Raw genomic sequence first — 21764 nt, 5'->3', positions numbered from 1 at the left:
TGGATACCGTTCCAACTAAATCTGTGCTGCGAGGATAAAAACAATGAACGACAGCATTTACCTCTCGATTCAAAACAGCTCGCGCTTCAAAGAGCTGGTCAGCAAGAGAGAACGATTCGCCTGGATTCTTTCAGCGATCATGCTTGGGCTGTACTCCGGATTCATCCTTTTAATTGCTTACGGGCCGCATATTCTGGGCGCGAAAATCAGCCCTGAGTCATCGATTACCTGGGGCATTCCGATTGGTGTCGGGCTGATTGTTTCGGCCTTCATCCTGACGGGCATCTACGTGCGACGCGCCAATGGCGAATTCGACGACTTGAACAATGCGATTCTCAAGGAGGCTCAGCAATGATCCGGCGTCTTATGGCTCTATTGAGCATCGCAGCTTTTGCACCTGGCGCCTGGGCGGCTGAAGCCCTGACGGGTGCAGTGCAGAAACAACCGCTCAACGTTTCCGCGATCCTGATGTTCGTGGCATTCGTGGGTGCGACCCTGTGCATCACTTACTGGGCTTCCAAGAAAAACAACTCGGCCGCCGACTACTATGCGGCGGGCGGCAAGATCACCGGTTTCCAGAACGGCTTGGCGATTGCCGGTGACTACATGTCCGCGGCGTCCTTCCTGGGTATTTCCGCCCTGGTGTTCACCTCTGGCTACGATGGCCTGATCTACTCGATCGGCTTCCTGGTGGGCTGGCCGATCATTCTGTTCCTGATCGCCGAGCGCCTGCGCAACCTGGGCAAGTACACCTTTGCCGACGTGGCGTCCTATCGCCTCGGGCAAACACAGATCCGATCGCTGTCGGCGTGTGGTTCGCTGGTGGTGGTGGCGTTCTACCTGATCGCGCAAATGGTTGGTGCCGGCAAGCTGATTCAGCTGCTGTTCGGTCTCGACTATCACGTTGCGGTGATCCTGGTCGGTATCCTGATGTGCATGTACGTGCTGTTCGGCGGCATGCTGGCGACCACTTGGGTGCAGATCATCAAGGCGGTGCTGTTGCTGTCCGGTGCCTCGTTCATGGCGCTGATGGTGATGAAGCACGTCAACTTCGACTTCAACGCGCTGTTCTCCGAGGCGATCAAGGTTCACCCTAAAGGTGAAGCGATCATGAGCCCGGGCGGCCTGGTGAAAGATCCGATCTCGGCGTTCTCCCTCGGCCTGGCGCTGATGTTCGGTACCGCTGGCCTGCCGCACATTCTGATGCGCTTCTTCACCGTGAGCGACGCTAAAGAAGCACGTAAAAGCGTGCTGTATGCAACCGGCTTCATTGGCTACTTCTACATCCTGACCTTCATTATCGGCTTCGGCGCGATCCTGCTGGTCAGCACCAACCCGGCCTTCAAAGATGCGGCTGGCGCGCTGATGGGCGGCAACAACATGGCGGCGGTGCATTTGGCCAACGCGGTGGGTGGCAGTATCTTCCTGGGCTTCATCTCGGCGGTGGCGTTCGCAACCATCCTGGCGGTGGTAGCTGGTCTGACCCTGGCCGGTGCTTCGGCGGTGTCCCATGACCTGTATGCCAGTGTGATCAAGAAGGGCAAGGCCAACGAGAAGGACGAGATCCGTGTCTCGAAAATCACCACCATTGCTTTGGCGGTGCTGGCGATCGGCCTGGGTATTCTGTTCGAGAAGCAGAACATCGCGTTCATGGTGGGCCTGGCGTTCTCCATCGCGGCGAGCTGTAACTTCCCGGTGCTGCTGCTTTCGATGTACTGGAAGAAGCTGACGACTCGCGGTGCGATGATCGGCGGCTGGCTGGGTCTGATCAGTGCTGTTGGCTTGATGGTGTTGGGGCCAACCATTTGGGTGCAGATCCTGGGTCACGAGAAGGCGATCTTCCCGTATGAATACCCGGCGCTGTTCTCCATGGCCATTGCGTTTGTCGGGATCTGGTTCTTCTCGGTCACTGACAAGTCGGCCGAGGGTGTGAACGAACGTGCGTTGTTCTTCCCGCAGTTTGTTCGTTCGCAGACCGGGTTGGGGGCGAGTGGGGCGGTTTCGCACTAAGGCTTCTATATATAAGCTGCGCTAAAACGAATGCCCCGGTTGAGAGACTGGGGCATTTTTTATTGGGCGGTTATCGCCCCTTGTAGGAGCGAGGCTTGCCCGCGAAGGCAGACTGATAGCCGAACGGGATTTTTGATGGTGTACATATCCGTTTCTGCGGTAACGGATATGTACACAACCAAAGAGCCAGCCGGCCCTCAGGCCGCTGCATATATAACGTCAGGCACAAACAAAAACGGCCCCTATCTAAATAGAGGCCGTTCCCGGTACAGCTCAAGACATTATCGCAAGACAGGTCTTATTCGCGGTCTTCCAGCTTGGTGATGTCACGCGACTCGTAGCCGGTGTACAACTGGCGCGGGCGGCCGATCTTGTACGGGCTGGAGAGCATTTCTTTCCAGTGGGAGATCCAGCCGACAGTCCGCGCCAGGGCGAAGATCACGGTGAACATGCTGGTTGGAATGCCGATCGCCTTGAGGATGATCCCCGAGTAGAAGTCGACGTTCGGGTACAGCGAGCGTTCGATGAAGTACGGATCGGTCAGCGCGATCTCTTCCAGGCGCATGGCCAGTTCGAGCTGCGGATCGTTGGTGATGCCCAGCTCTTTCAGTACTTCGTCGCAGGTTTGCTTCATGACGGTGGCGCGTGGGTCGCGGTTCTTGTAAACCCGGTGACCGAAGCCCATCAATTTGAACGGATCGTTCTTGTCCTTGGCCTTGGCGATGTACTTGTCGATGTTCGAAACATCGCCAATCTCGTCAAGCATGGTCAGAACGGCTTCGTTCGCACCGCCGTGGGCAGGGCCCCACAGTGCAGCGATACCGGCGGCGATACAGGCGAACGGGTTGGCACCCGACGAACCGGCCAGACGTACGGTAGAAGTCGATGCGTTTTGCTCGTGGTCGGCATGGAGGATGAAGATCCGGTCCATGGCCTTGGCGAGTACCGGGCTGATCGGTTTGATCTCGCACGGGGTGTTGAACATCATGTGCAGGAAGTTTTCCGCGTACGACAGGTCGTTGCGCGGGTACATCATGGGTTGGCCCATGGAGTACTTGTAAACCATTGCGGCCAAGGTCGGCATCTTGGCAACCAGGCGGATCGCGGAGATTTCGCGATGCTGCGGGTTATTGATGTCGAGGGAGTCGTGGTAGAAGGCCGAGAGGGCGCCAACTACGCCGCACATGACGGCCATCGGGTGGGCGTCGCGACGGAAGCCGTTGAAGAAGGTCTTCAATTGCTCGTGAACCATGGTGTGGTTCTTCACGGTGCCTACGAACTGGGCCTTCTGCTCTGCGGTCGGCAATTCGCCGTTGAGCAGCAGATAGCAGGTTTCCAGGTAGTCCGACTTTTCAGCCAGCTGTTCGATCGGGTAGCCGCGGTGCAGCAGAATGCCGTTGTCGCCGTCGATATAGGTGATCTTCGACTCGCAGGAGGCAGTCGACATGAAACCAGGGTCAAAGGTGAAACGGCCCGTGGCCGTCAGGCCCCGAACGTCGATAACATCGGGACCAACGGTGCCGGTTAAAATGGGCAGCTCGACGGGGGCTGCGCCCTCGATGATCAACTGCGCTTTTTTGTCAGCCATGTGGCCTCCTATTTATGCTTGAAATCATCAGACAGACCCCCCACGCAGGGCCCGCACCACTATAGTGAGATAAATTCGAATGTCAATTTGCCTAAAGTCTTGCTCCAGAAGGCTTTAACCGGACTTTTTCCTCGAAATTGACTGCCATTTACGCCTTTTATCTCACTTGTGCAATCAGCTATTAGGGGAAGGTGAACGCGTTGTCATTAGTAGCCTAACTGTCTATACTCGGCCACCGACCGCCAGGGGCTTTTGGGCCTGCTTTATTGGGGGTCGCATCCCTGGGTGGTGGTTACCTGACCAGTGCACTCCCCAACAACTTTGCCCTGATTGTTAGGGGCTCTTCAGTGTGAAAAAAAAGCCGTGAAAAGCCAACGACCTGTAAACCTAGACCTAAGGACCATCAAACTCCCCATCACCGGCGTTACGTCGTTTCTTCACCGTGTTTCCGGCATCATCCTCTTCCTGGGCCTTGGCTTCATGCTGTATGCATTGGGCAAGTCTCTGGGTTCCGAGGAAGGTTTTGCCGAGGTGAAGGCATGCTTGACCAGTCCGCTGGCCAAGTTCGTAGCATGGGGCCTCCTGTCCGCTCTTCTGTATCACCTGGTAGCCGGTGTGCGCCACTTGATCATGGATATGGGCATCGGCGAGACGCTTGAAGGCGGCCGCCTGGGCTCGAAAATTATCATCGCCGTTTCCGTGGTGTTGATCGTTCTGGCAGGAGTTTGGATATGGTAACCAGCGTTACGAACCTTTCGCGTTCGGGCCTCTATGACTGGATGGCGCAACGTGTGTCTGCGGTTGTTCTCGCGGCTTATTTCATCTTCCTGATCGGATACCTCGTTGCGAATCCAGGCATTGGCTATGACCAGTGGCATGCCCTGTTCGCCCACAACGGGATGCGTATCTTCAGTCTGCTGGCCCTTGTAGCCCTGGGCGCTCACGCCTGGGTCGGCATGTGGACCATCGCGACCGACTACCTGACGCCGATGGCGCTGGGCAAGTCCGCGACTGCAGTACGTTTCCTTTTCCAGGCAGTATGCGGCGTTGCGATGTTCGCTTACTTCGTCTGGGGTGTGCAGATTCTCTGGGGTATCTGATTCATGGCTAACATTCCAACGATTTCTTTCGACGCCATCATCATTGGTGGTGGCGGTGCCGGCATGCGCGCTGCGCTGCAACTGGCACAGGGCGGTCACAAGACTGCCGTGATCACCAAGGTTTTCCCGACTCGTTCGCACACCGTGTCGGCCCAGGGCGGCATCACTTGCGCCATTGCGTCTGCCGATCCGAACGATGACTGGCGCTGGCACATGTACGATACCGTCAAGGGTTCCGACTATATCGGTGACCAGGACGCTATCGAATACATGTGTCAGGAAGGTCCTGCCGCCGTATACGAGTTGGACCACATGGGTATGCCGTTCTCGCGTACCGAACAGGGTCGTATCTACCAGCGTCCATTCGGCGGTCAGTCGAAGGATTACGGTAAAGGTGGCCAGGCCGCCCGTACCTGCGCCGCTTCCGACCGTACCGGTCACGCGCTGCTGCACACCCTTTATCAGGGCAACCTGAAAGCTGGCACCACGTTCCTGAACGAGTACTACGCTGTTGATCTGGTGAAAAACCAGGAAGGCGCATTCGTCGGCGTGATTGCCATCTGCATCGAAACCGGTGAAACCACCTACATCCGTGCCAAGGCCACCGTACTGGCCACCGGCGGTGCAGGTCGTATCTACGCTTCGACCACCAACGCCCTGATCAACACCGGTGACGGCGTTGGTATGGCGCTGCGTGCCGGCGTACCGGTACAAGACATCGAAATGTGGCAGTTCCACCCGACCGGCATCGCCGGCGCCGGTGTACTGGTCACCGAAGGTTGCCGTGGTGAAGGTGGTTACCTGATCAACAAGCACGGCGAGCGTTTCATGGAGCGTTATGCTCCGAACGCCAAAGACCTTGCCGGTCGTGACGTTGTTGCCCGTTCGATGGTTAAAGAAATCATCGCCGGTAACGGTTGCGGTCCGAATGGCGACCACGTAATGCTCAAACTCGACCACTTGGGCGAGGAAGTGCTGCACAGCCGTCTGCCAGGCATCTGCGAACTGTCCAAGACTTTCGCACACGTTGACCCTGTTGTTGCTCCGGTTCCGGTTGTTCCGACCTGCCACTATATGATGGGCGGCGTTCCGACCAACATTCACGGTCAGGCAATCACCCAGAACGACGAAGGCGTCGACGAAATCATCCCTGGCCTGTTCGCAGTGGGTGAAGTGGCGTGCGTATCGGTTCACGGCGCCAACCGTCTGGGCGGCAACTCGCTGCTCGACCTGGTGGTATTCGGCCGCGCTGCCGGCCTGCACCTGGAAAAAGCGCTGACCGACGGTATCGAATACGATGAGGCCACCGACGCTGACATCACCGCGGCCCTGGCACGTCTGTCCGCTTTGAACGAGCGTACCGAAGGTGAAGACGTGGCAACCCTGCGTCGCGAACTGCAAAACTGCATGCAGAACTACTTCGGTGTGTTCCGCACCGGCGAATACATGCAGAAGGGTATTGCTCAGCTGGCTGATCTGCGTGGCCGTATCGCCAACGTCAAGATCAACGACAAGAGCCAGGCGTTCAACACCGCGCGTATCGAAGCGCTGGAACTGCAGAACCTGCTGGAAGTGGCCGAAGCCACTGCCATCGCTGCAGAAGTACGCAAAGAGTCCCGCGGTGCTCACGCCCGTGAAGACTTCGAAGACCGTGACGACGAAAACTGGCTGTGCCACACCCTGTACTTCCCGGGTGACAAGCGCGTGACCAAGCGTGCTGTGAACTTCTCGCCGAAGACTGTTCCGACTTTTGAACCTAAGATTCGGACTTATTAAGGGTGGCCGCCATGTTGCAAGTCAGTGTTTATCGTTACAACCCTGATCAGGACGCTGCGCCGTTCATGCAGGAATTCCAGGTTGATACCGGTGGTAAAGACCTGATGGTGCTGGACGTGCTGGCCCTGATCAAAGAGCAGGACGAAGGTTTCTCCTATCGTCGCTCTTGCCGTGAAGGTGTTTGCGGTTCCGACGGCATGAACATCAACGGCAAGAACGGTCTGGCGTGCATCACGCCGCTGTCTGCCGTCGTAAAACGTAACAAGCTGATCGTCCGTCCGCTGCCAGGTTTGCCGGTTATCCGTGACCTGGTCGTCGATATGAGCATCTTCTACAAGCAATACGAAAAGGTTAAGCCATACCTGCAGAACGACACGCCGGCTCCGGCCATCGAGCGTCTGCAGTCCCCTGAAGAGCGTGAAAAGCTCGACGGTCTGTACGAGTGCATCCTGTGCGCTTGCTGCTCGACTTCGTGCCCGTCCTTCTGGTGGAACCCGGACAAGTTCCTGGGTCCGGCTGCTCTGCTGCAAGCTTATCGCTTCCTGGCAGACAGCCGCGACAACAAGACGTCCGAGCGTCTGGCTTCGCTGGATGACCCGTTCAGCGTATTCCGCTGCCGGGGCATCATGAACTGCGTCAACGTTTGTCCGAAAGGCCTGAACCCGACTAAGGCCATCGGTCACATTCGTAACATGCTGCTGCAAAGCGGCGTGTGATTCAGCTGCTGTACCCGTAGGACCGCAATACCCGTAGATGCTACGGCGCAGGCTTCAACCGGCGCCGTAGTTTTAACCTGAGCAGCAGCTTATAAGGCTGCAGCTCTTATTTTGAAGAAATGAGACAAGCAGGGGCATCCGGGCTGGTACCCGGACTATCAGCGTGATCCTAAGTGGCTTGTTTTAGTCGCTGCATTCGGACTTCTGCAAGTTTTCTCGGTGTCGACGCCGGTGGTGTTCCCCTAACCGAGGGTGACCAAGCATGCAAGAAAGCGTGATGCAGCGCATGTGGAACAGCGCCTACCTATCCGGTAGTAACGCTGCCTATGTGGAAGAGCTCTACGAGCTCTACCTGCACGACCCTAACGCTGTGCCAGAAGAGTGGCGCACCTACTTCCAGAAGTTGCCTGCTGATGGCAACACTGCCACCGATGTTTCGCACTCCACAATTCGCGATCATTTCGTCTTGCTGGCAAAGAACCAGCGCCGCGCCCAACCGGTTTCCGCCGGCAGCGTGAGCAGTGAGCACGAGAAGAAGCAAGTTGAAGTGCTGCGATTGATCCAGGCCTACCGTATGCGTGGCCACCAGGCAGCCCAGCTTGACCCGCTGGGGCTGTGGCAGCGTCCTGCACCTGCAGACCTGTCAATCAATCATTACGGCTTGACCAATGCCGATCTTGATACGACCTTCCGTGCCGGCGACCTGTTCATCGGCAAAGAGGAGGCGAGCCTACGCGAAATTCACGAAGCGTTGCAGCAGACATATTGCCGCACCATCGGCGCTGAATTTACGCATATCACCGATTCCGAGCAGCGCCAGTGGTTCCAGCAGCGTCTGGAAAGCGTGCGCGGCCGTCCGACGTACTCCGTCGACATCAAGAGCCACCTGCTTGAGCGCGTCACCGCCGGCGAAGGCCTGGAAAAATACCTCGGGACCAAATACCCGGGTACCAAGCGTTTCGGTCTGGAAGGCGGCGAGAGCCTGATTCCGATGCTCGACGAGCTGATCCAGCGTTCCGGCTCCTACGGCACCAAGGAAATCGTGATCGGCATGGCCCACCGTGGTCGTCTGAACGTGCTGGTCAACACCTTCGGCAAGAACCCGCGCGAGCTGTTCGACGAGTTCGAAGGCAAGAAGAAGGTCGAGCTGGGGTCCGGTGACGTTAAATATCACCAGGGCTTCTCGTCCAACGTGATGACCACCGGCGGTGAAGTTCACCTGGCCATGGCGTTCAACCCTTCCCACCTGGAAATCGTTTCCCCGGTGGTCGAGGGTTCGGTTCGCGCCCGTCAGGATCGTCGTAACGATCCTACCGGCGAGAAGGTTTTGCCGATCTCCATCCACGGTGACGCGGCATTCGCCGGTCAGGGTGTGGTGATGGAAACCTTCCAGATGTCGCAGACCCGCGGTTTCAAGACCGGCGGTACCGTGCACATCGTGATCAACAACCAGGTTGGTTTCACCATCAGCAACCCGCTGGACTCGCGCTCCACCGAGTACGCGACCGACGTTGCGAAGATGATCCAGGCGCCGATCCTCCATGTGAATGGTGATGATCCGGAAGCCGTGTTGTTCGTGACCCAGCTGGCCATCGACTACCGCATGCAGTTCAAGCGTGACGTGGTGATCGACCTGGTCTGCTACCGTCGTCGCGGCCACAACGAGGCCGACGAGCCTAGCGGCACCCAGCCAATCATGTATCAGCAGATCACCAAGCAGCGCACCACCCGTGAGCTGTATGCCGATCGTCTGACTCAGGGCGGTGTGCTGGACGCAGAGCGTGTTCAGGCGAAAGTCGACGAATACCGCAATGCGCTGGACAACGGTCTGCATGTTGTAAAAAGCCTGGTCAAAGAGCCGAACAAAGAGTTGTTCGTGGACTGGCGTCCGTATCTGGGCCACGCCTGGACCGCGCGTCACGACACTCGCTTCGATCTGAAAACCTTGCAGGAACTGTCCGCCAAGCTACTGGAAATTCCGGAAGGCTTCGTGGTTCAGCGCCAGGTCTCGAAAATCTACGAAGACCGTCAGAAAATGCAAGCCGGCGGCCTGCCGATCAACTGGGGTTACGCCGAAACCATGGCGTACGCGACCCTGGCGTTCGAAGGTCACCCGATTCGCATGACGGGTCAGGACATCGGTCGCGGTACGTTCTCGCACCGTCACGCTGTCTTGCACAACCAGAAAGACGCGGGTACCTACGTCCCGCTGCAAAACCTGTACAAGGGCCAGCCACGTTTCGACCTGTACGATTCGTTCCTGTCCGAAGAAGCTGTGCTGGCGTTCGAATACGGTTACTCGACCACCACGCCTGAGGCGCTGGTGATCTGGGAAGCCCAGTTCGGCGACTTCGCCAACGGTGCCCAGGTGGTTATCGACCAGTTCATCACCAGTGGCGAGCACAAGTGGGGTCGTCTCTGCGGTCTGACCATGCTGCTGCCGCACGGTTATGAAGGTCAGGGTCCGGAGCACTCTTCGGCTCGTCTGGAGCGTTACCTGCAGCTGTGCGCCGAGCACAATATTCAGGTAGCCGTGCCGACTACGCCGGCCCAGATCTACCACTTGCTGCGTCGTCAGGTGATTCGCCCGCTGCGCAAGCCGTTGATCGTTCTGACTCCGAAGTCGCTGCTGCGTCACAAACTGGCCATCTCGACCCTGGAAGATCTGGCCGAAGGTTCGTTCCAGACCGTTATCCCGGAAATCGATGCCCTGGACCCGAAAAAGGTCGAGCGCGTTGTTCTGTGTAGCGGCAAGGTCTACTACGACCTGCTGGAAAAACGCCGTGCCGAAGGTCGTGATGACATCGCCATCGTGCGTATCGAGCAGCTGTACCCATTCCCTGAGGACGACTTGAACGAAGTCCTGGCTCCGTACACCAACCTCAAACATATCGTTTGGTGTCAGGAAGAGCCGATGAACCAGGGTGCCTGGTACTGCAGCCAACACCACATGCGCCGCATCGTTGGCAATCACGACAAGTCTCTCGTACTTGAGTACGCGGGCCGTGATGCTTCTGCTGCACCTGCTTGTGGTTATGCATCGATGCACGCTGAGCAGCAGGAACAACTGCTGCAAGACGCCTTTACTGTTTAACGCCTTCGCGCACCTGAAACCGAATTTAAGGACCCACAGATAATGGCTATCGAAATCAAAGCCCCCACTTTCCCGGAATCGGTTGCCGATGGCACCGTTGCCACCTGGCACAAAAAACCGGGCGACGCCGTCAAGCGCGATGACCTGATCGTCGACATCGAAACTGACAAAGTCGTACTGGAAGTGTTGGCCACCGCTGATGGCGTGCTGGGCGCTATCGTCAAGAACGAAGGCGACACCGTTCTGTCCGACGAAGTCCTGGGCTCCATCGAAGCGGGCGGCGCTGCTGCTGCTCCAGCTGCTGCCGCTGCTCCGGCCGCTGCACAAGCTGCTGCTCCAGCCGCTGAAGGCGAAGATGATCCTGTTGCTGCACCGGCTGCTCGCAAGCTGGCTGAAGAAAACGGCATCAACATTGCTTCCGTTGCCGGCACTGGCAAAGGCGGTCGTGTGACCAAGGAAGACGTAGTTGCCGCTGTAGCTGCCAAGAAAGCCGCTCCGGCTGCCGCGCCTGCCAAGGCTGCTGCGCCTGCCGCTGCTGCTCCGGTTTTCGCTGCCGGCGATCGCATCGAGAAGCGCGTACCGATGACTCGCGTGCGGGCCACCGTCGCCAAGCGTCTGGTTGAAGCTCAATCGAACATGGCGATGCTGACCACTTTCAACGAAGTCGACATGACCGAAGTCATGGCCCTGCGTTCGAAGTACAAGGACCTGTTCGAGAAGTCCCACAACGGCGTGCGCCTGGGCTTCATGTCGTTCTTCGTCAAGGCTGCCACCGAAGCGCTGAAACGCTTCCCGGCTGTCAACGCGTCGATCGACGGTGCTGACATCGTTTACCACGGCTACGCTGACGTCGGTGTTGCTGTTTCCAGCGACCGCGGCCTGGTTGTACCGGTTCTGCGTAACGCCGAACTGATGAGCCTGGCTGAAATCGAAGGCGGCATCGCCACCTTCGGCAAGAAGGCTCGTGACGGCAAGCTGTCGATGGACGAAATGACCGGTGGTACGTTCACCATCACCAACGGTGGTACTTTCGGTTCGATGATGTCGACTCCGATCGTCAATCCGCCACAAGCGGCCATCCTGGGCATGCACAACATTCTGCAGCGTCCTATGGCGATCAACGGTCAAGTCGTTATCCGTCCGATGATGTACCTCGCTCTGTCCTACGATCACCGTTTGATCGACGGCAAAGAAGCTGTGACCTTCCTGGTTACCATCAAGAACCTGCTGGAAGACCCGGCTCGTTTGCTGCTGGATATCTGATTTCGTTGCACGGGCCGCTCAGCGATGGGCGGCCCTTCTGTAATGACCAGCTTCGTCCCACGACGGTCCCCAAAAGGGGCCGTCCGGTTTGATTCGAGAAGGAATGACACATGACTCAGAAATTCGACGTGGTAGTGATTGGCGCGGGCCCTGGCGGCTACGTGGCTGCCATTAAAGCAGCGCAACTGGGCCTCTCCACTGCCTGCATCGAGAAATACACCGACAAGGAAGGCAAACTGGCCCTGGGCGGTACTTGCCTGAACGTCGGCTGCATTCCATCCAAGGCGCTGCTGGACAGCTCCTGGAAGTTCCACGAAGCCCAAGACGGCTTCGCGATCCACGGTATCAACCACGCTGGCGTGACCATGGACGTGCCAGCAATGGTCGGCCGTAAAGCCAACATCGTCAAAGGCCTGACCTCGGGTGTTGCCACCCTGTTCAAGGCTAACGGTGTGACCTCGATCCAGGGCCACGGCAAACTGCTGGCCGGCAAGAAAGTCGAAGTCACCAAGCCTGACGGTTCGGTAGAAATCATTGAAGCCGAGAACGTGATTCTGGCTCCAGGTTCGCGTCCGATCGACATTCCACCGGCTCCGGTCGACCAGAATGTGATCGTCGATTCGACTGGCGCGCTGGAATTCCAATCGGTTCCAAAACGTCTGGGCGTGATTGGTGCTGGCGTGATCGGTCTGGAACTGGGTTCGGTCTGGTCCCGTCTGGGCGCAGAAGTTACCGTTCTCGAAGCGCTGGACACCTTCCTGATGGCCGCTGACGCTGCCGTTTCCAAGGAAGCGCTGAAAACCCTGACCAAACAAGGTCTGGACATCAAGCTGGGCGCTCGCGTTACCGGTTCCAAAGTGAACGGCGCCGAAGTCGTTGTGAACTACACCGATGCCAACGGCGAACAGAACATCACTTTCGACAAGCTGATCGTAGCCGTTGGTCGCCGTCCGGTGACCACTGATCTGCTGGCTGCCGATTGCGGCGTGACCCTGGACGAGCGCGGTTTCGTGCACGTTGACGATCACTGCGCCACCACCGTACCGGGCGTTTACGCCATCGGTGACGTGGTTCGCGGCATGATGCTGGCACACAAAGCCTCGGAAGAGGGCATCATGGTCGTTGAGCGCATCAAGGGCCACAAAGCCCAGATGAACTATGATTTGATCCCGTCAGTTATTTATACTCACCCGGAAATCGCGTGGGTCGGCAAAACCGAGCAGACCTTGAAGGCTGAAGGCGTTGAAGTTAACGTTGGCACCTTCCCGTTCGCAGCCAGTGGCCGTGCCATGGCAGCCAACGACACCGGCGGTTTCGTGAAAGTCATTGCTGATGCCAAGACTGACCGCGTATTGGGCGTCCACGTGATTGGCCCGAGCGCTGCAGAACTGGTTCAGCAGGGCGCGATCGGTATGGAATTCGGCACCAGCGCTGAAGACCTGGGCATGATGGTTTTCTCCCATCCGACCCTGTCTGAAGCCTTGCACGAAGCAGCTTTGGCTGTGAATGGCGGCGCCATCCACATCGCCAACCGCAAGAAGCGTTAAGACAATAAGAAACCACGGCGGTACGGCCCGTCGTGAGCCTTGCATGCAAGACTCACCGCGGAATGTCCGCTGGACGCAGTCTTGCGTAGCTCAGCTACGCAAGCAGCAGTCACAGGTGGTGCGGCACTTCAACTAGTGCAGCACCGAATGCGCAGTACCTAACGAAGACGGTAATAAGCATGAATCTTCACGAGTATCAGGGTAAGCAGCTGTTCGCTGAGTACGGCCTGCCAGTTTCCACCGGCTACGCAGTAGACACCCCGGAAGCAGCAGCAGAAGCTTGCGACAAAATCGGCGGCACCGAGTGGGTTGTCAAAGCCCAGGTCCACGCTGGTGGTCGCGGTAAAGCGGGCGGCGTAAAGCTGGTTCGCAGCAAAGAAGACGCCAAAGCATTCGCTCAACAGTGGTTGGGCAAGCGTCTGGTGACTTACCAGACTGATGCCAATGGTCAGCCAGTCACCAAGATCCTGGTTGAATCGTGCACTGATATCGCTAAAGAGCTGTACCTGGGCGCTGTCGTTGACCGTTCGAGCCGTCGCATCGTGTTCATGGCTTCCACCGAAGGTGGCGTGGACATCGAGAAAATCGCTCACGACACCCCTGAGAAAATCCTCAAGGCCACTATCGATCCACTGGTTGGCGCTCAGCCATTCCAGGGTCGCGAGCTGGCATTCCAGCTGGGTCTGGAAGGCAAGCAAGTTGCTCAGTTCGCCAAGATCTTCGTAGGTCTGGCCAAGCTGTTCAAGGATCACGACCTGGCTCTGCTGGAAGTGAACCCGCTGGTGATCAAGGCTGACGGCGATCTGCATTGCCTCGACGCCAAGATCAACATCGACGCCAACGCCATGTACCGTCAGCCTAAGCTGAAGACTTTCCACGATCCGTCGCAAGACGATCCGCGCGAAGCGCACGCTGCCAAGTTCGAACTGAACTACGTAGCACTGGAAGGCAACATCGGTTGCATGGTCAACGGTGCTGGCCTGGCCATGGGTACCATGGACATCGTCAACCTGCATGGCGGCAAACCAGCCAACTTCCTCGACGTGGGCGGCGGTGCTACCAAAGAACGCGTTACCGAAGCGTTCAAGATCATCCTGTCCGACACTAACGTCGCTGCAGTATTGGTCAACATCTTCGGCGGCATCGTTCGTTGCGACATGATTGCCGAAGGCATCATCGGCGCTGTGAAAGAAGTCGGCGTGAAAATCCCGGTTGTTGTTCGCCTTGAAGGCAACAACGCTGAGCTGGGCGCTAAAGTACTGGCAGAAAGCGGTTTGAACATCATCGCTGCTACCAGCCTGACCGACGCTGCTCAACAAGTCGTTAAAGCTGCGGAGGGCAAATAATGAGCGTCCTGATCAATAAAGACACCAAAGTTATCTGCCAGGGTATTACCGGTTCGCAAGGTAGTTTCCACACCCAGCAAGCCATCGAATACGGCACCAAGATGGTTGGTGGCGTAACTCCTGGCAAAGGCGGCACCGAGCACCTGGGTCTGCCAGTGTTCAACACCGTGAAAGACGCTGTAGCTGCCACTGGCGCCACCGCCAGCGTGATCTACGTTCCAGCTCCTTTCTGCAAGGACTCCATCCTGGAAGCAGCATTCGGCGGCATCAAGCTGATCGTTTGCATCACTGAAGGCATTCCTACCCTGGACATGCTGGATGCCAAGGTCAAGTGCGACGAACTGGGCGTAGTCCTGATCGGTCCTAACTGCCCAGGCGTGATCACTCCAGGCGAATGCAAGATCGGCATCATGCCAGGTCACATTCACTTGCCAGGCAAAGTCGGTATCGTTTCCCGTTCCGGCACCCTGACCTACGAAGCTGTGAAGCAGACTACTGACGCCGGTTTCGGTCAGTCGACTTGCGTCGGCATCGGTGGTGACCCGATCCCGGGTTCGAACTTCATCGACATCCTGAAGCTGTTCCAGGAAGACCCGAAGACCGAAGCGATCGTAATGATCGGTGAGATCGGCGGTTCGGCTGAAGAAGAAGCGGCTGCCTACATCAAGGCAAACGTGACCAAGCCGGTTGTGTCCTACATCGCTGGTGTGACTGCCCCTGCGGGCAAGCGCATGGGCCATGCTGGCGCAATCATCTCTGGCGGCAAAGGCACTGCAGACGAGAAGTTTGCTGCCCTGGAAGACGCAGGCGTTAAAACCGTGCGTTCGCTGGCAGACATCGGCAAGGCTTTGTCCGAGCTGACCGGTTGGGCGATCAAGTAAGCCTCGCGCTTAGCTGACGCTTCACCAAACAAAGGCCACCTTCGGGTGGCCTTTGTCGTTTCCGGGTGATCGTTCCCACGCTCCGCGTGGGAATGCCGTCAGGGACGCTCCGCGTTCCGTCTTTGAATGTGACGCAGAGCGTCACGGGATACATTTCCACGCAGAGCGTGGGAATGATCTGTGCCAAGGTAGGAAAATTAGGTATGTAAACGCGACATTGAAGTGTCGCGTATCGGATAGTTCGCCCCGTAACAGTGCGTTTGTCGTGCAAATTCGTTAGGCTAGCAGCCATTTTTGCGTCCGCGGCCCACAAGGTAGCGACGCGCTAAACGGGTTGGTCCTATACGGGCCGACAGCATTTCCCTCACCCATAAGGGAAATCCCTCTCTAAATTCCGATTCAGTAGTGTGGTATTTCCTTAATGAAAGTGTTGAAAGGCCAGGACATCCTGGCACTGGGTTTTATGACGTTTGCCCTGTTCGTCGGGGCTGGCAATATCATCTTCCCGCCTATCGTCGGTTTGCAGTCCGGGCCTAATGTCTGGATGGCGGCGCTGGGTTTTCTGATCACAGCGGTCGGTCTGCCGGTGATCACCGTTGTCGCCCTGGCCAAGGTCGGTGGTGCAATGGATGCCTTGAGCAGCCCGATCGGTAAAGTCGCCGGTGGCCTGCTGGCAGCCGCATGCTACCTCGCTGTCGGCCCGTTGTTCGCGACGCCGCGCACTGCGACCGTGTCGTTTGAAGTGGGCCTGGCGCCGCTGACTGGCGAGAGCCCGCTGGCGCTGTTTCTCTATAGCTCGGTGTACTTCCTGCTGGTGTTCTTCATCTCGCTCTATCCGGGCCGTCTGCTGGACACCGTAGGACGTTTCCTTGCACCGCTGAAGATCATCGCTCTGGCCGTTCTCGGCATTGCCGCGTTCGCGTTGCCGGCCGGTGATATCGGCGTGGCCACTCCTGAATATGTCGCCGCACCATTCTCCCAAGGCTTTATCAATGGTTACCTGACCATGGATACCCTGGGCGCGTTGGTATTCGGCATTGTCATCGTCAATGCGATCCGCTCCCGCGGCGTGGAATCGCCAGCGTTGATCACCCGTTACGCGATCATCGCCGGTCTGATTGCCGGCGTGGGCCTGGCGCTGGTTTACGTCAGTCTGTTTCGTCTCGGTTCGGGCAGCCATGAAGTGGCCGCCGGTGCTGCCAACGGCGCGGCGGTATTGCACGCGTATGTTCAGCACACATTCGGTTCGCTCGGCAGCGGTTTCCTTGCGGTGCTGATCTCCTTGGCCTGCCTGGTGACAGCGGTCGGTCTGACGTGTGCCTGTGCCGAATACTTCAGTCGTGTACTGCCACTGTCCTACAAGACGCTGGTGATCATCCTGGCAGCGTTCTCCCTGTTGGTGTCCAACCTGGGTCTCACTAAGCTGATTGCTTTCTCGATCCCGGTGCTGACCGCCATCTACCCGCCGTGCATCGCCCTGGTAGCCCTGAGCTTCTGCAAGGACTTCTGGCATGAGCAGGGCCGCATCGTCGGTCCTGTGATGCTGGTGTCGTTCATCTTCGGCCTGATCGATGCGCTCAAGGGTGCTGGTCTGGCTGACTGGATGCCGACTCAACTGACTCATCTGCCGCTGAGCGAGCAAGGTCTGGCGTGGCTGGTGCCGTCGTTCATGACCCTGGTGGTTGCCGTGGTCTGCGATCGTCTGCTGGGCAAGCGCGCCGAAGCGTTGGCTTAAGCTGCTTCATGGCCCGCCACAAGCGGGCCTTGAGTTGTCCTGCACAAAAATAGAAATGCCCCGTATCAATCGATACGGGGCATTTTTTATGGGCGGGATGCGGTGTCTTTTTCCTTGCGCTAACGTCGAAGCATTGCCAAATCACATCACAAGGACCTGCATGTCGTTCATCCACGCCAATCTGATCCACATCCTCGCCGCGCTCTGGTTTGTCGTCTGCTGGGGCGGTTACACCCGTTACGCAACGTGGAAGGGCCGCGACACCGCGTGCCTGGCCAGCGTGCTGCACCTGTATCGCGAAGACTGGATGCGCCGCATGCTGTTGCGCGACAACCGCATTGCCGATGCCAGCGTGATCGGTAACCTGGAGCGCAATGCCTCGTTCTTCGCCTCCAGTACGCTGATTATCCTGGCCGGTATTCTCACGGTGTTGGGTGCATCCGACAGAGCCGTGTCGCTGCTGGCGGATATCCCGATGGTGCAACAGGCCTCCCAAGGGATGTCGGAGATCAAGTTGTTGTGCCTGGCGCTGGTGTTTGTCTATGCGTTCTTTACGTTCAGTTGGTGCATGCGTCAGTACAACTTTGCGGCGATTCTCGTGGGCTCGGCGCCGATGATCGGCGAGCGCCATGTGTCCGAGCAAGAGCGTAAAGCCTTCGCTTCCCGAGCCGCCCGTGTCATCTCCATGGCGGCCAACCAGTTTAACTTCGGTCTGCGTTCCTATTACTTCGGCATGACCATGCTGGCGTGGTTCGTCAGCCCCTGGTTGTTCATGTTGATGAGTGCCGGTGTCGTGCTCGTGTTGTATCGCCGCGAGTTTCACTCCGACGTTCTTGATGTGATGGTCTATACCCCTACAGAGGCGCCATTGCCTGAAGCAAACAAGGAGGCTGCTTGATGAGTATTCCGTTCTGGTGTGTGTTTATCAGCGCATTGTTGATTTACGTGGCAAAGATTCCGGTGGCCAAAGCCATGAACGAGCAGGGCGGTTACGACAATCACCTGCCGCGTCAGCAACAGGCCCAACTAACCGGTTTCGGCGCCCGCGCATTGGCGGCCCATCAGAACAGTTTCGAGGCGTTCATATTGTTTGCGGTAGGGGTGTTGATGGCGCACACCACGCAGACGGCGGGGTGGCTGATCGATACGCTGGCAATCATCTTCGTGATCACACGCATCATTTACTTGTTGTGCTATTGGGGAGATCTGGCCTGGCAGCGCAGTCTGGTGTGGTTCGTGGGTTTAGTGTGTTCGTTGTTGCTGATGATTAGTCCGACTTTTAGGACGATTTTGATCTAATACTGCATTGCAAACAAAAGCCGCAGATAAAAGAAAACCCGCACTTGGCGGGTTTTCTTTTATCACTAAAAACGCTTTTAGTTTTTAGGTGCTTCTGGCGCGGCTTCTTTTGTCGCTGCTTCGTTCGATTCGGCCTGAGCTTTGGCAGCTTCGGCGTTTTCTTTTGCTGCGTCGTTCACTTTATCCTGAGCTTCGCTCATTTTTTCCTGAGCTTGCTCGGCATGTTGGTTAGCATCTTGAGCTTTGTCCTCGGATTTTTTATCGCAAGCAGCGAGACCGAGGGAAGCGGTCAACATCAAGGCAATAGCTAAAGTCTTACGCATGGGGTGTTTCTCCTTATGGAAAATATCTACTGGCCTTTCGAGCACAGCGAATAGGGTTAAGTTCCTCAATTCGCACAGATATATAAGTTTGTTTTGCTGCGGAACTTTTGCCTTCTAGCCCGCTACTTTGCCCAGACACTAAGAAGAGTTTTATCAAATGGCCGAAAACCCCGTTTTTGAGCGTGCGACGCGATTCCTGTCGGCATTGCGGCATTGTCAGGTGCTTGGTTTGCGTGTTCACAGCGCCAGTAGCGAAGGGCTGACGGTGATTCTGCCATACAGCCCGCAGATCGTCGGCAACCCGCAAACCGGGGTGATTCATGGCGGTGCGCTGACCTCACTGATGGACACTGCCTGCGGTATGGCCACCCTTTGCGTGTTGCCCGAGTTCGAAGTCTGTCCGACGCTCGACTTACGCATCGACTACATGCATGCCGCCGAGCCGCACAAGGACGTATACGGCTTCGCCCAATGCTACCGAGTGACCACCGACGTGATCTTCGCGCGCGGTTTTGCCTATCAGGACGACCCCGAACAGCCCGTTGCCCATGTGGTGGGCACCTTCATGCGCATGGGCAAGGGCGTCAAAGGCTCCAAAGGTTTTGCCGGTGCCATTGCTGGAGCTGCGAAATGACCGACACGTTCAAGGAACAACTGCAACAGGCCCATGCGCAAGGGGACTACGCCTCGCTGCTGGACCTGATTCCCTACGCCAGACTGATCGGCGTTGAATGCTCGCGTGTGGGGGATGAGCTGCTGTTTCGTCTGCCGGCCAACAAGGACAACATTGGTAATCCTTTATTGCCGGCCATTCATGGCGGGGTGATTGCCGGATTCATGGAACTCTCGGCGGCACTGCACCTGCTGATCTTCACCGGCTCGCCCGGCGTGCCGAAGATTATCGACTTTTCCCTCGACTACCTGCGGGCAGGGCAGTTTCGCGATACCTGGGCCAGATGCCAGGTGTGCCGTCAGGGGCGCCGGGTGGCAAATGTGGCAATTACCGCCTGGCAAAGCACTGAAGCCGAGCCCATTGCCACGGCCCGCGCTCACTTCAAAATCGAAGAGCCCTTGAAATCCTGATCTCAGCCCCCAACTCTGAGGACAACCCGCCGTCGACCTCAAGGTCGCGGCTTATGCCATCTGATTGGAGTTTGATGACCATGAGTGTGGAAACTCAAAAGGAAACCCTGGGCTTCCAGACCGAGGTGAAGCAACTGCTGCACCTCATGATCCATTCGCTGTATTCCAACAAGGAAATTTTCCTTCGCGAATTGATCTCGAACGCCTCTGACGCTGTCGACAAATTACGCTTTGAAGCCCTCGCCAAACCTGAATTGCTGGAAGGTGGCGCTGAACTGAAAATCCGTGTGAGCTTCGACAAAGACGCTAAAACCGTCACCCTCGAAGACAACGGCATCGGCATGAGCCGTGAAGACGCGGTCACCCATCTGGGTACCATCGCCAAATCCGGCACTGCCGATTTCATGAAACACCTGTCTGGCGATCAGAAAAAAGACTCGCACCTGATCGGTCAATTCGGTGTCGGTTTCTACTCGGCCTTCATCGTCGCCGATAAAGTTGATGTATTCAGCCGCCGTGCGGGCCTCGCTGCCAGCGAAGGCGTGCACTGGTCGTCCAAGGGCGAAGGCGAGTTCGAAATTTCCACCGTCGAGAAAGCCGACCGTGGTACCCGCATCGTCCTGCACCTGAAGTCCGCTGAAGACGAATTCGCCGATGGCTGGCGTCTGCGTAACATCATCAAGAAGTACTCCGACCACATCGCCTTGCCGATCGAGTTGCCGAAAGAAGTGGCAGCCGTTGAAGGCGAAGACAAGCCCGCCGTTGAGTGGGAAACCGTCAACCGCGCCAGCGCCCTGTGGACTCGCCCTCGCACTGAAGTAAAGGACGAGGAATACCAGGAGTTCTACAAACACGTTGCTCACGATTTCGAAAACCCGCTGAGCTGGAGCCACAACAAGGTCGAAGGCAAGCTCGAGTACACCTCGCTGCTTTATGTACCGACCCGTGCTCCGTTCGACCTGTACCAGCGTGAAGCGCCGAAAGGCCTGAAGCTTTACGTGCAGCGTGTGTTCGTCATGGATCAGGCCGAGTCGTTCCTGCCTCTGTACCTGCGCTTCATCAAAGGCGTGGTCGACTCCAACGACCTGTCGCTGAACGTGTCGCGGGAAATCCTGCAGAAAGACCCGATCATCGATTCCATGAAATCGGCGCTGACCAAGCGCGTTCTGGACATGCTGGAAAAGCTGGCGAAGAACGAGCCTGAGCAATACAAAGGCTTCTGGAAGAACTTCGGTCAGGTCATGAAAGAAGGCCCGGCAGAAGACTTCGCCAACAAAGAAAAAATTGCTGGTCTGCTGCGTTTCGCGTCCACTCAGGGCGACGACGGCGAGCAGGTTGTAGGTCTGGCCGACTACCTGGCTCGCGCCAAGGAGGGTCAGGACAAGATCTACTACCTGACTGGCGAAACCTACGCGCAAGTCAAAAACAGCCCGCACCTGGAAGTCTTCCGCAAGAAAGGCATCGAAGTGCTGCTGCTGACCGACCGCATCGACGAGTGGCTGATGAGCTACCTCAACGACTTCGACGGCAAGAGCTTTGTCGACGTGGCACGCGGTGACCTGGACCTCGGCAATCTGGATTCGGAAGAAGACAAGAAAGCCGCGGAAGAAGTCGCCAAGTCCAAAGAAGGCCTGGTTGAGCGTCTCAAGACCGCTTTGGGCGACTCCGTTGCTGAGGTGCGGGTTTCTCACCGTCTGACCGATTCCCCGGCGATTCTGGCCATCGGCGAGCAGGACTTGGGCCTGCAAATGCGTCAGATCCTGGAAGCCAGCGGTCAGAAGGTTCCGGATTCGAAGCCGATCTTCGAATTCAACCCGGCTCACCCGCTGATCGAGAAACTCGACAACGAGCAGAGCGACGAGCGCTTCGGCGACCTGTCGCACATTCTGTTCGATCAGGCGGCCCTGGCGGCCGGCGACAGCTTGAAAGACCCGGCCGCTTATGTGCGCCGTCTGAACAAGCTGCTGGTTGAGCTGTCGGTTTAACCGCGTTGTAAAAAAAAC

At 57.3% G+C, this 21764-nt stretch carries 19 protein-coding genes; 17 read left to right on the top strand and 2 right to left on the bottom strand.

Going from position 1 to position 21764, the window contains the following annotated elements; genetic code table 11:
• Nucleotides 1-43: 43 nt before the first annotated feature.
• Nucleotides 44-355: a DUF485 domain-containing protein gene (locus JFU11_RS01630; protein WP_007894282.1), complete on the top strand. Its 312-nt coding sequence runs from the start codon at nt 44-46 to the stop codon at nt 353-355.
• Nucleotides 352-2010 (top strand): cation acetate symporter, encoded by a 1659-nt coding sequence (locus JFU11_RS01625; protein WP_123720739.1) that lies wholly within the window; start codon nt 352-354, stop codon nt 2008-2010. Before JFU11_RS01630 ends, JFU11_RS01625 begins: the two co-directional genes overlap by 4 nt.
• Nucleotides 2011-2308: 298 nt before the next feature.
• Here the strand turns inward: JFU11_RS01625 and gltA are convergent, their stop codons facing one another.
• Nucleotides 2309-3598: a citrate synthase gene (gene gltA / locus JFU11_RS01620; RefSeq protein WP_007898998.1), complete on the bottom strand. Its 1290-nt coding sequence runs from the start codon at nt 3596-3598 to the stop codon at nt 2309-2311.
• Nucleotides 3599-3961: 363 nt separating this feature from the next.
• On the opposite strand from gltA, the gene sdhC reads away from it, so the two are divergent.
• The 12 genes from sdhC to JFU11_RS01560 all read left to right on the top strand — a co-directional run bounded on the left by sdhC (nt 3962) and on the right by JFU11_RS01560 (nt 18355).
• On the top strand, nt 3962-4336 hold the full coding sequence (sdhC, locus tag JFU11_RS01615) for a succinate dehydrogenase, cytochrome b556 subunit (RefSeq protein ID WP_015096190.1): 375 nt from the start codon (nt 3962-3964) through the stop codon (nt 4334-4336).
• Entirely contained in the window at nt 4330-4698 is a 369-nt protein-coding gene (gene sdhD / locus JFU11_RS01610; protein WP_008071469.1) for a succinate dehydrogenase, hydrophobic membrane anchor protein, read from the top strand. Before sdhC ends, sdhD begins: the two co-directional genes overlap by 7 nt.
• Before the next feature lie 3 nt (nt 4699-4701).
• On the top strand, nt 4702-6474 hold the full coding sequence (sdhA, locus tag JFU11_RS01605) for a succinate dehydrogenase flavoprotein subunit (RefSeq protein WP_123720740.1): 1773 nt from the start codon (nt 4702-4704) through the stop codon (nt 6472-6474).
• A gap of 11 nt (nt 6475-6485) precedes the next feature.
• Nucleotides 6486-7190 (top strand): succinate dehydrogenase iron-sulfur subunit, encoded by a 705-nt coding sequence (locus JFU11_RS01600; RefSeq protein ID WP_007898989.1) that lies wholly within the window; start codon nt 6486-6488, stop codon nt 7188-7190.
• Between the two features lie 262 nt (nt 7191-7452).
• Nucleotides 7453-10284 carry a 2-oxoglutarate dehydrogenase E1 component gene (locus tag JFU11_RS01595; RefSeq protein WP_007898987.1) on the top strand — a complete coding sequence of 944 codons (2832 nt, stop codon included), beginning with the start codon at nt 7453-7455 and terminating at the stop codon, nt 10282-10284.
• A gap of 42 nt (nt 10285-10326) precedes the next feature.
• Nucleotides 10327-11547 (top strand): 2-oxoglutarate dehydrogenase complex dihydrolipoyllysine-residue succinyltransferase, encoded by a 1221-nt coding sequence (gene odhB / locus JFU11_RS01590; protein WP_010456848.1) that lies wholly within the window; start codon nt 10327-10329, stop codon nt 11545-11547.
• Between the two features lie 110 nt (nt 11548-11657).
• A complete protein-coding gene (lpdA, locus tag JFU11_RS01585) occupies nt 11658-13094 on the top strand; it encodes a dihydrolipoyl dehydrogenase (protein WP_123720741.1) in 1437 nt (478 codons plus the stop codon).
• A gap of 179 nt (nt 13095-13273) precedes the next feature.
• A complete protein-coding gene (gene sucC / locus JFU11_RS01580; RefSeq protein ID WP_007898980.1) occupies nt 13274-14440 on the top strand; it encodes an ADP-forming succinate--CoA ligase subunit beta in 1167 nt (388 codons plus the stop codon).
• Nucleotides 14440-15321: a succinate--CoA ligase subunit alpha gene (sucD, locus tag JFU11_RS01575; RefSeq protein WP_007898976.1), complete on the top strand. Its 882-nt coding sequence runs from the start codon at nt 14440-14442 to the stop codon at nt 15319-15321. Before sucC ends, sucD begins: the two co-directional genes overlap by 1 nt.
• 421 nt (nt 15322-15742) lie before the next feature.
• On the top strand, nt 15743-17056 hold the full coding sequence (brnQ, locus tag JFU11_RS01570; protein WP_123720742.1) for a branched-chain amino acid transport system II carrier protein: 1314 nt from the start codon (nt 15743-15745) through the stop codon (nt 17054-17056).
• A gap of 160 nt (nt 17057-17216) precedes the next feature.
• Complete coding sequence (locus tag JFU11_RS01565) at nt 17217-17954, top strand: DUF599 family protein (protein WP_048394339.1); 738 nt, start codon at nt 17217-17219, stop codon at nt 17952-17954.
• Nucleotides 17954-18355, top strand: a complete 402-nt coding sequence (locus tag JFU11_RS01560; RefSeq protein WP_123360159.1) for an MAPEG family protein — start codon at nt 17954-17956, stop codon at nt 18353-18355. Before JFU11_RS01565 ends, JFU11_RS01560 begins: the two co-directional genes overlap by 1 nt.
• 77 nt (nt 18356-18432) lie before the next feature.
• Here JFU11_RS01560 and JFU11_RS01555 read toward each other — a convergent pair whose 3' ends face one another.
• Nucleotides 18433-18678: a hypothetical protein gene (locus JFU11_RS01555; RefSeq protein ID WP_123720744.1), complete on the bottom strand. Its 246-nt coding sequence runs from the start codon at nt 18676-18678 to the stop codon at nt 18433-18435.
• Between the two features lie 157 nt (nt 18679-18835).
• On the opposite strand from JFU11_RS01555, the gene JFU11_RS01550 reads away from it, so the two are divergent.
• From JFU11_RS01550 to htpG, 3 genes are all read left to right on the top strand, one after another.
• A complete protein-coding gene (locus JFU11_RS01550) occupies nt 18836-19312 on the top strand; it encodes a PaaI family thioesterase (RefSeq protein ID WP_201059509.1) in 477 nt (158 codons plus the stop codon).
• Nucleotides 19309-19761, top strand: coding sequence for a PaaI family thioesterase (locus JFU11_RS01545; protein WP_030131718.1), 453 nt, complete (start codon nt 19309-19311; stop codon nt 19759-19761). The genes JFU11_RS01550 and JFU11_RS01545 overlap by 4 nt, the downstream gene beginning before the upstream one ends.
• An 80-nt stretch (nt 19762-19841) precedes the next feature.
• A complete protein-coding gene (gene htpG, locus JFU11_RS01540) occupies nt 19842-21746 on the top strand; it encodes a molecular chaperone HtpG (protein WP_123721239.1) in 1905 nt (634 codons plus the stop codon).
• Nucleotides 21747-21764 lie beyond the last annotated feature (18 nt).

Origin of the sequence: Pseudomonas sp. TH37, from assembly GCF_016650735.1 — a bacterium.
Taxonomy (GTDB): Bacteria; Pseudomonadota; Gammaproteobacteria; order Pseudomonadales; family Pseudomonadaceae; genus Aquipseudomonas; species Aquipseudomonas farris.
The sequence above is the reverse complement of the archived record's forward strand: the minus strand, read 5'-3'. Positions and strand labels throughout refer to the sequence as shown.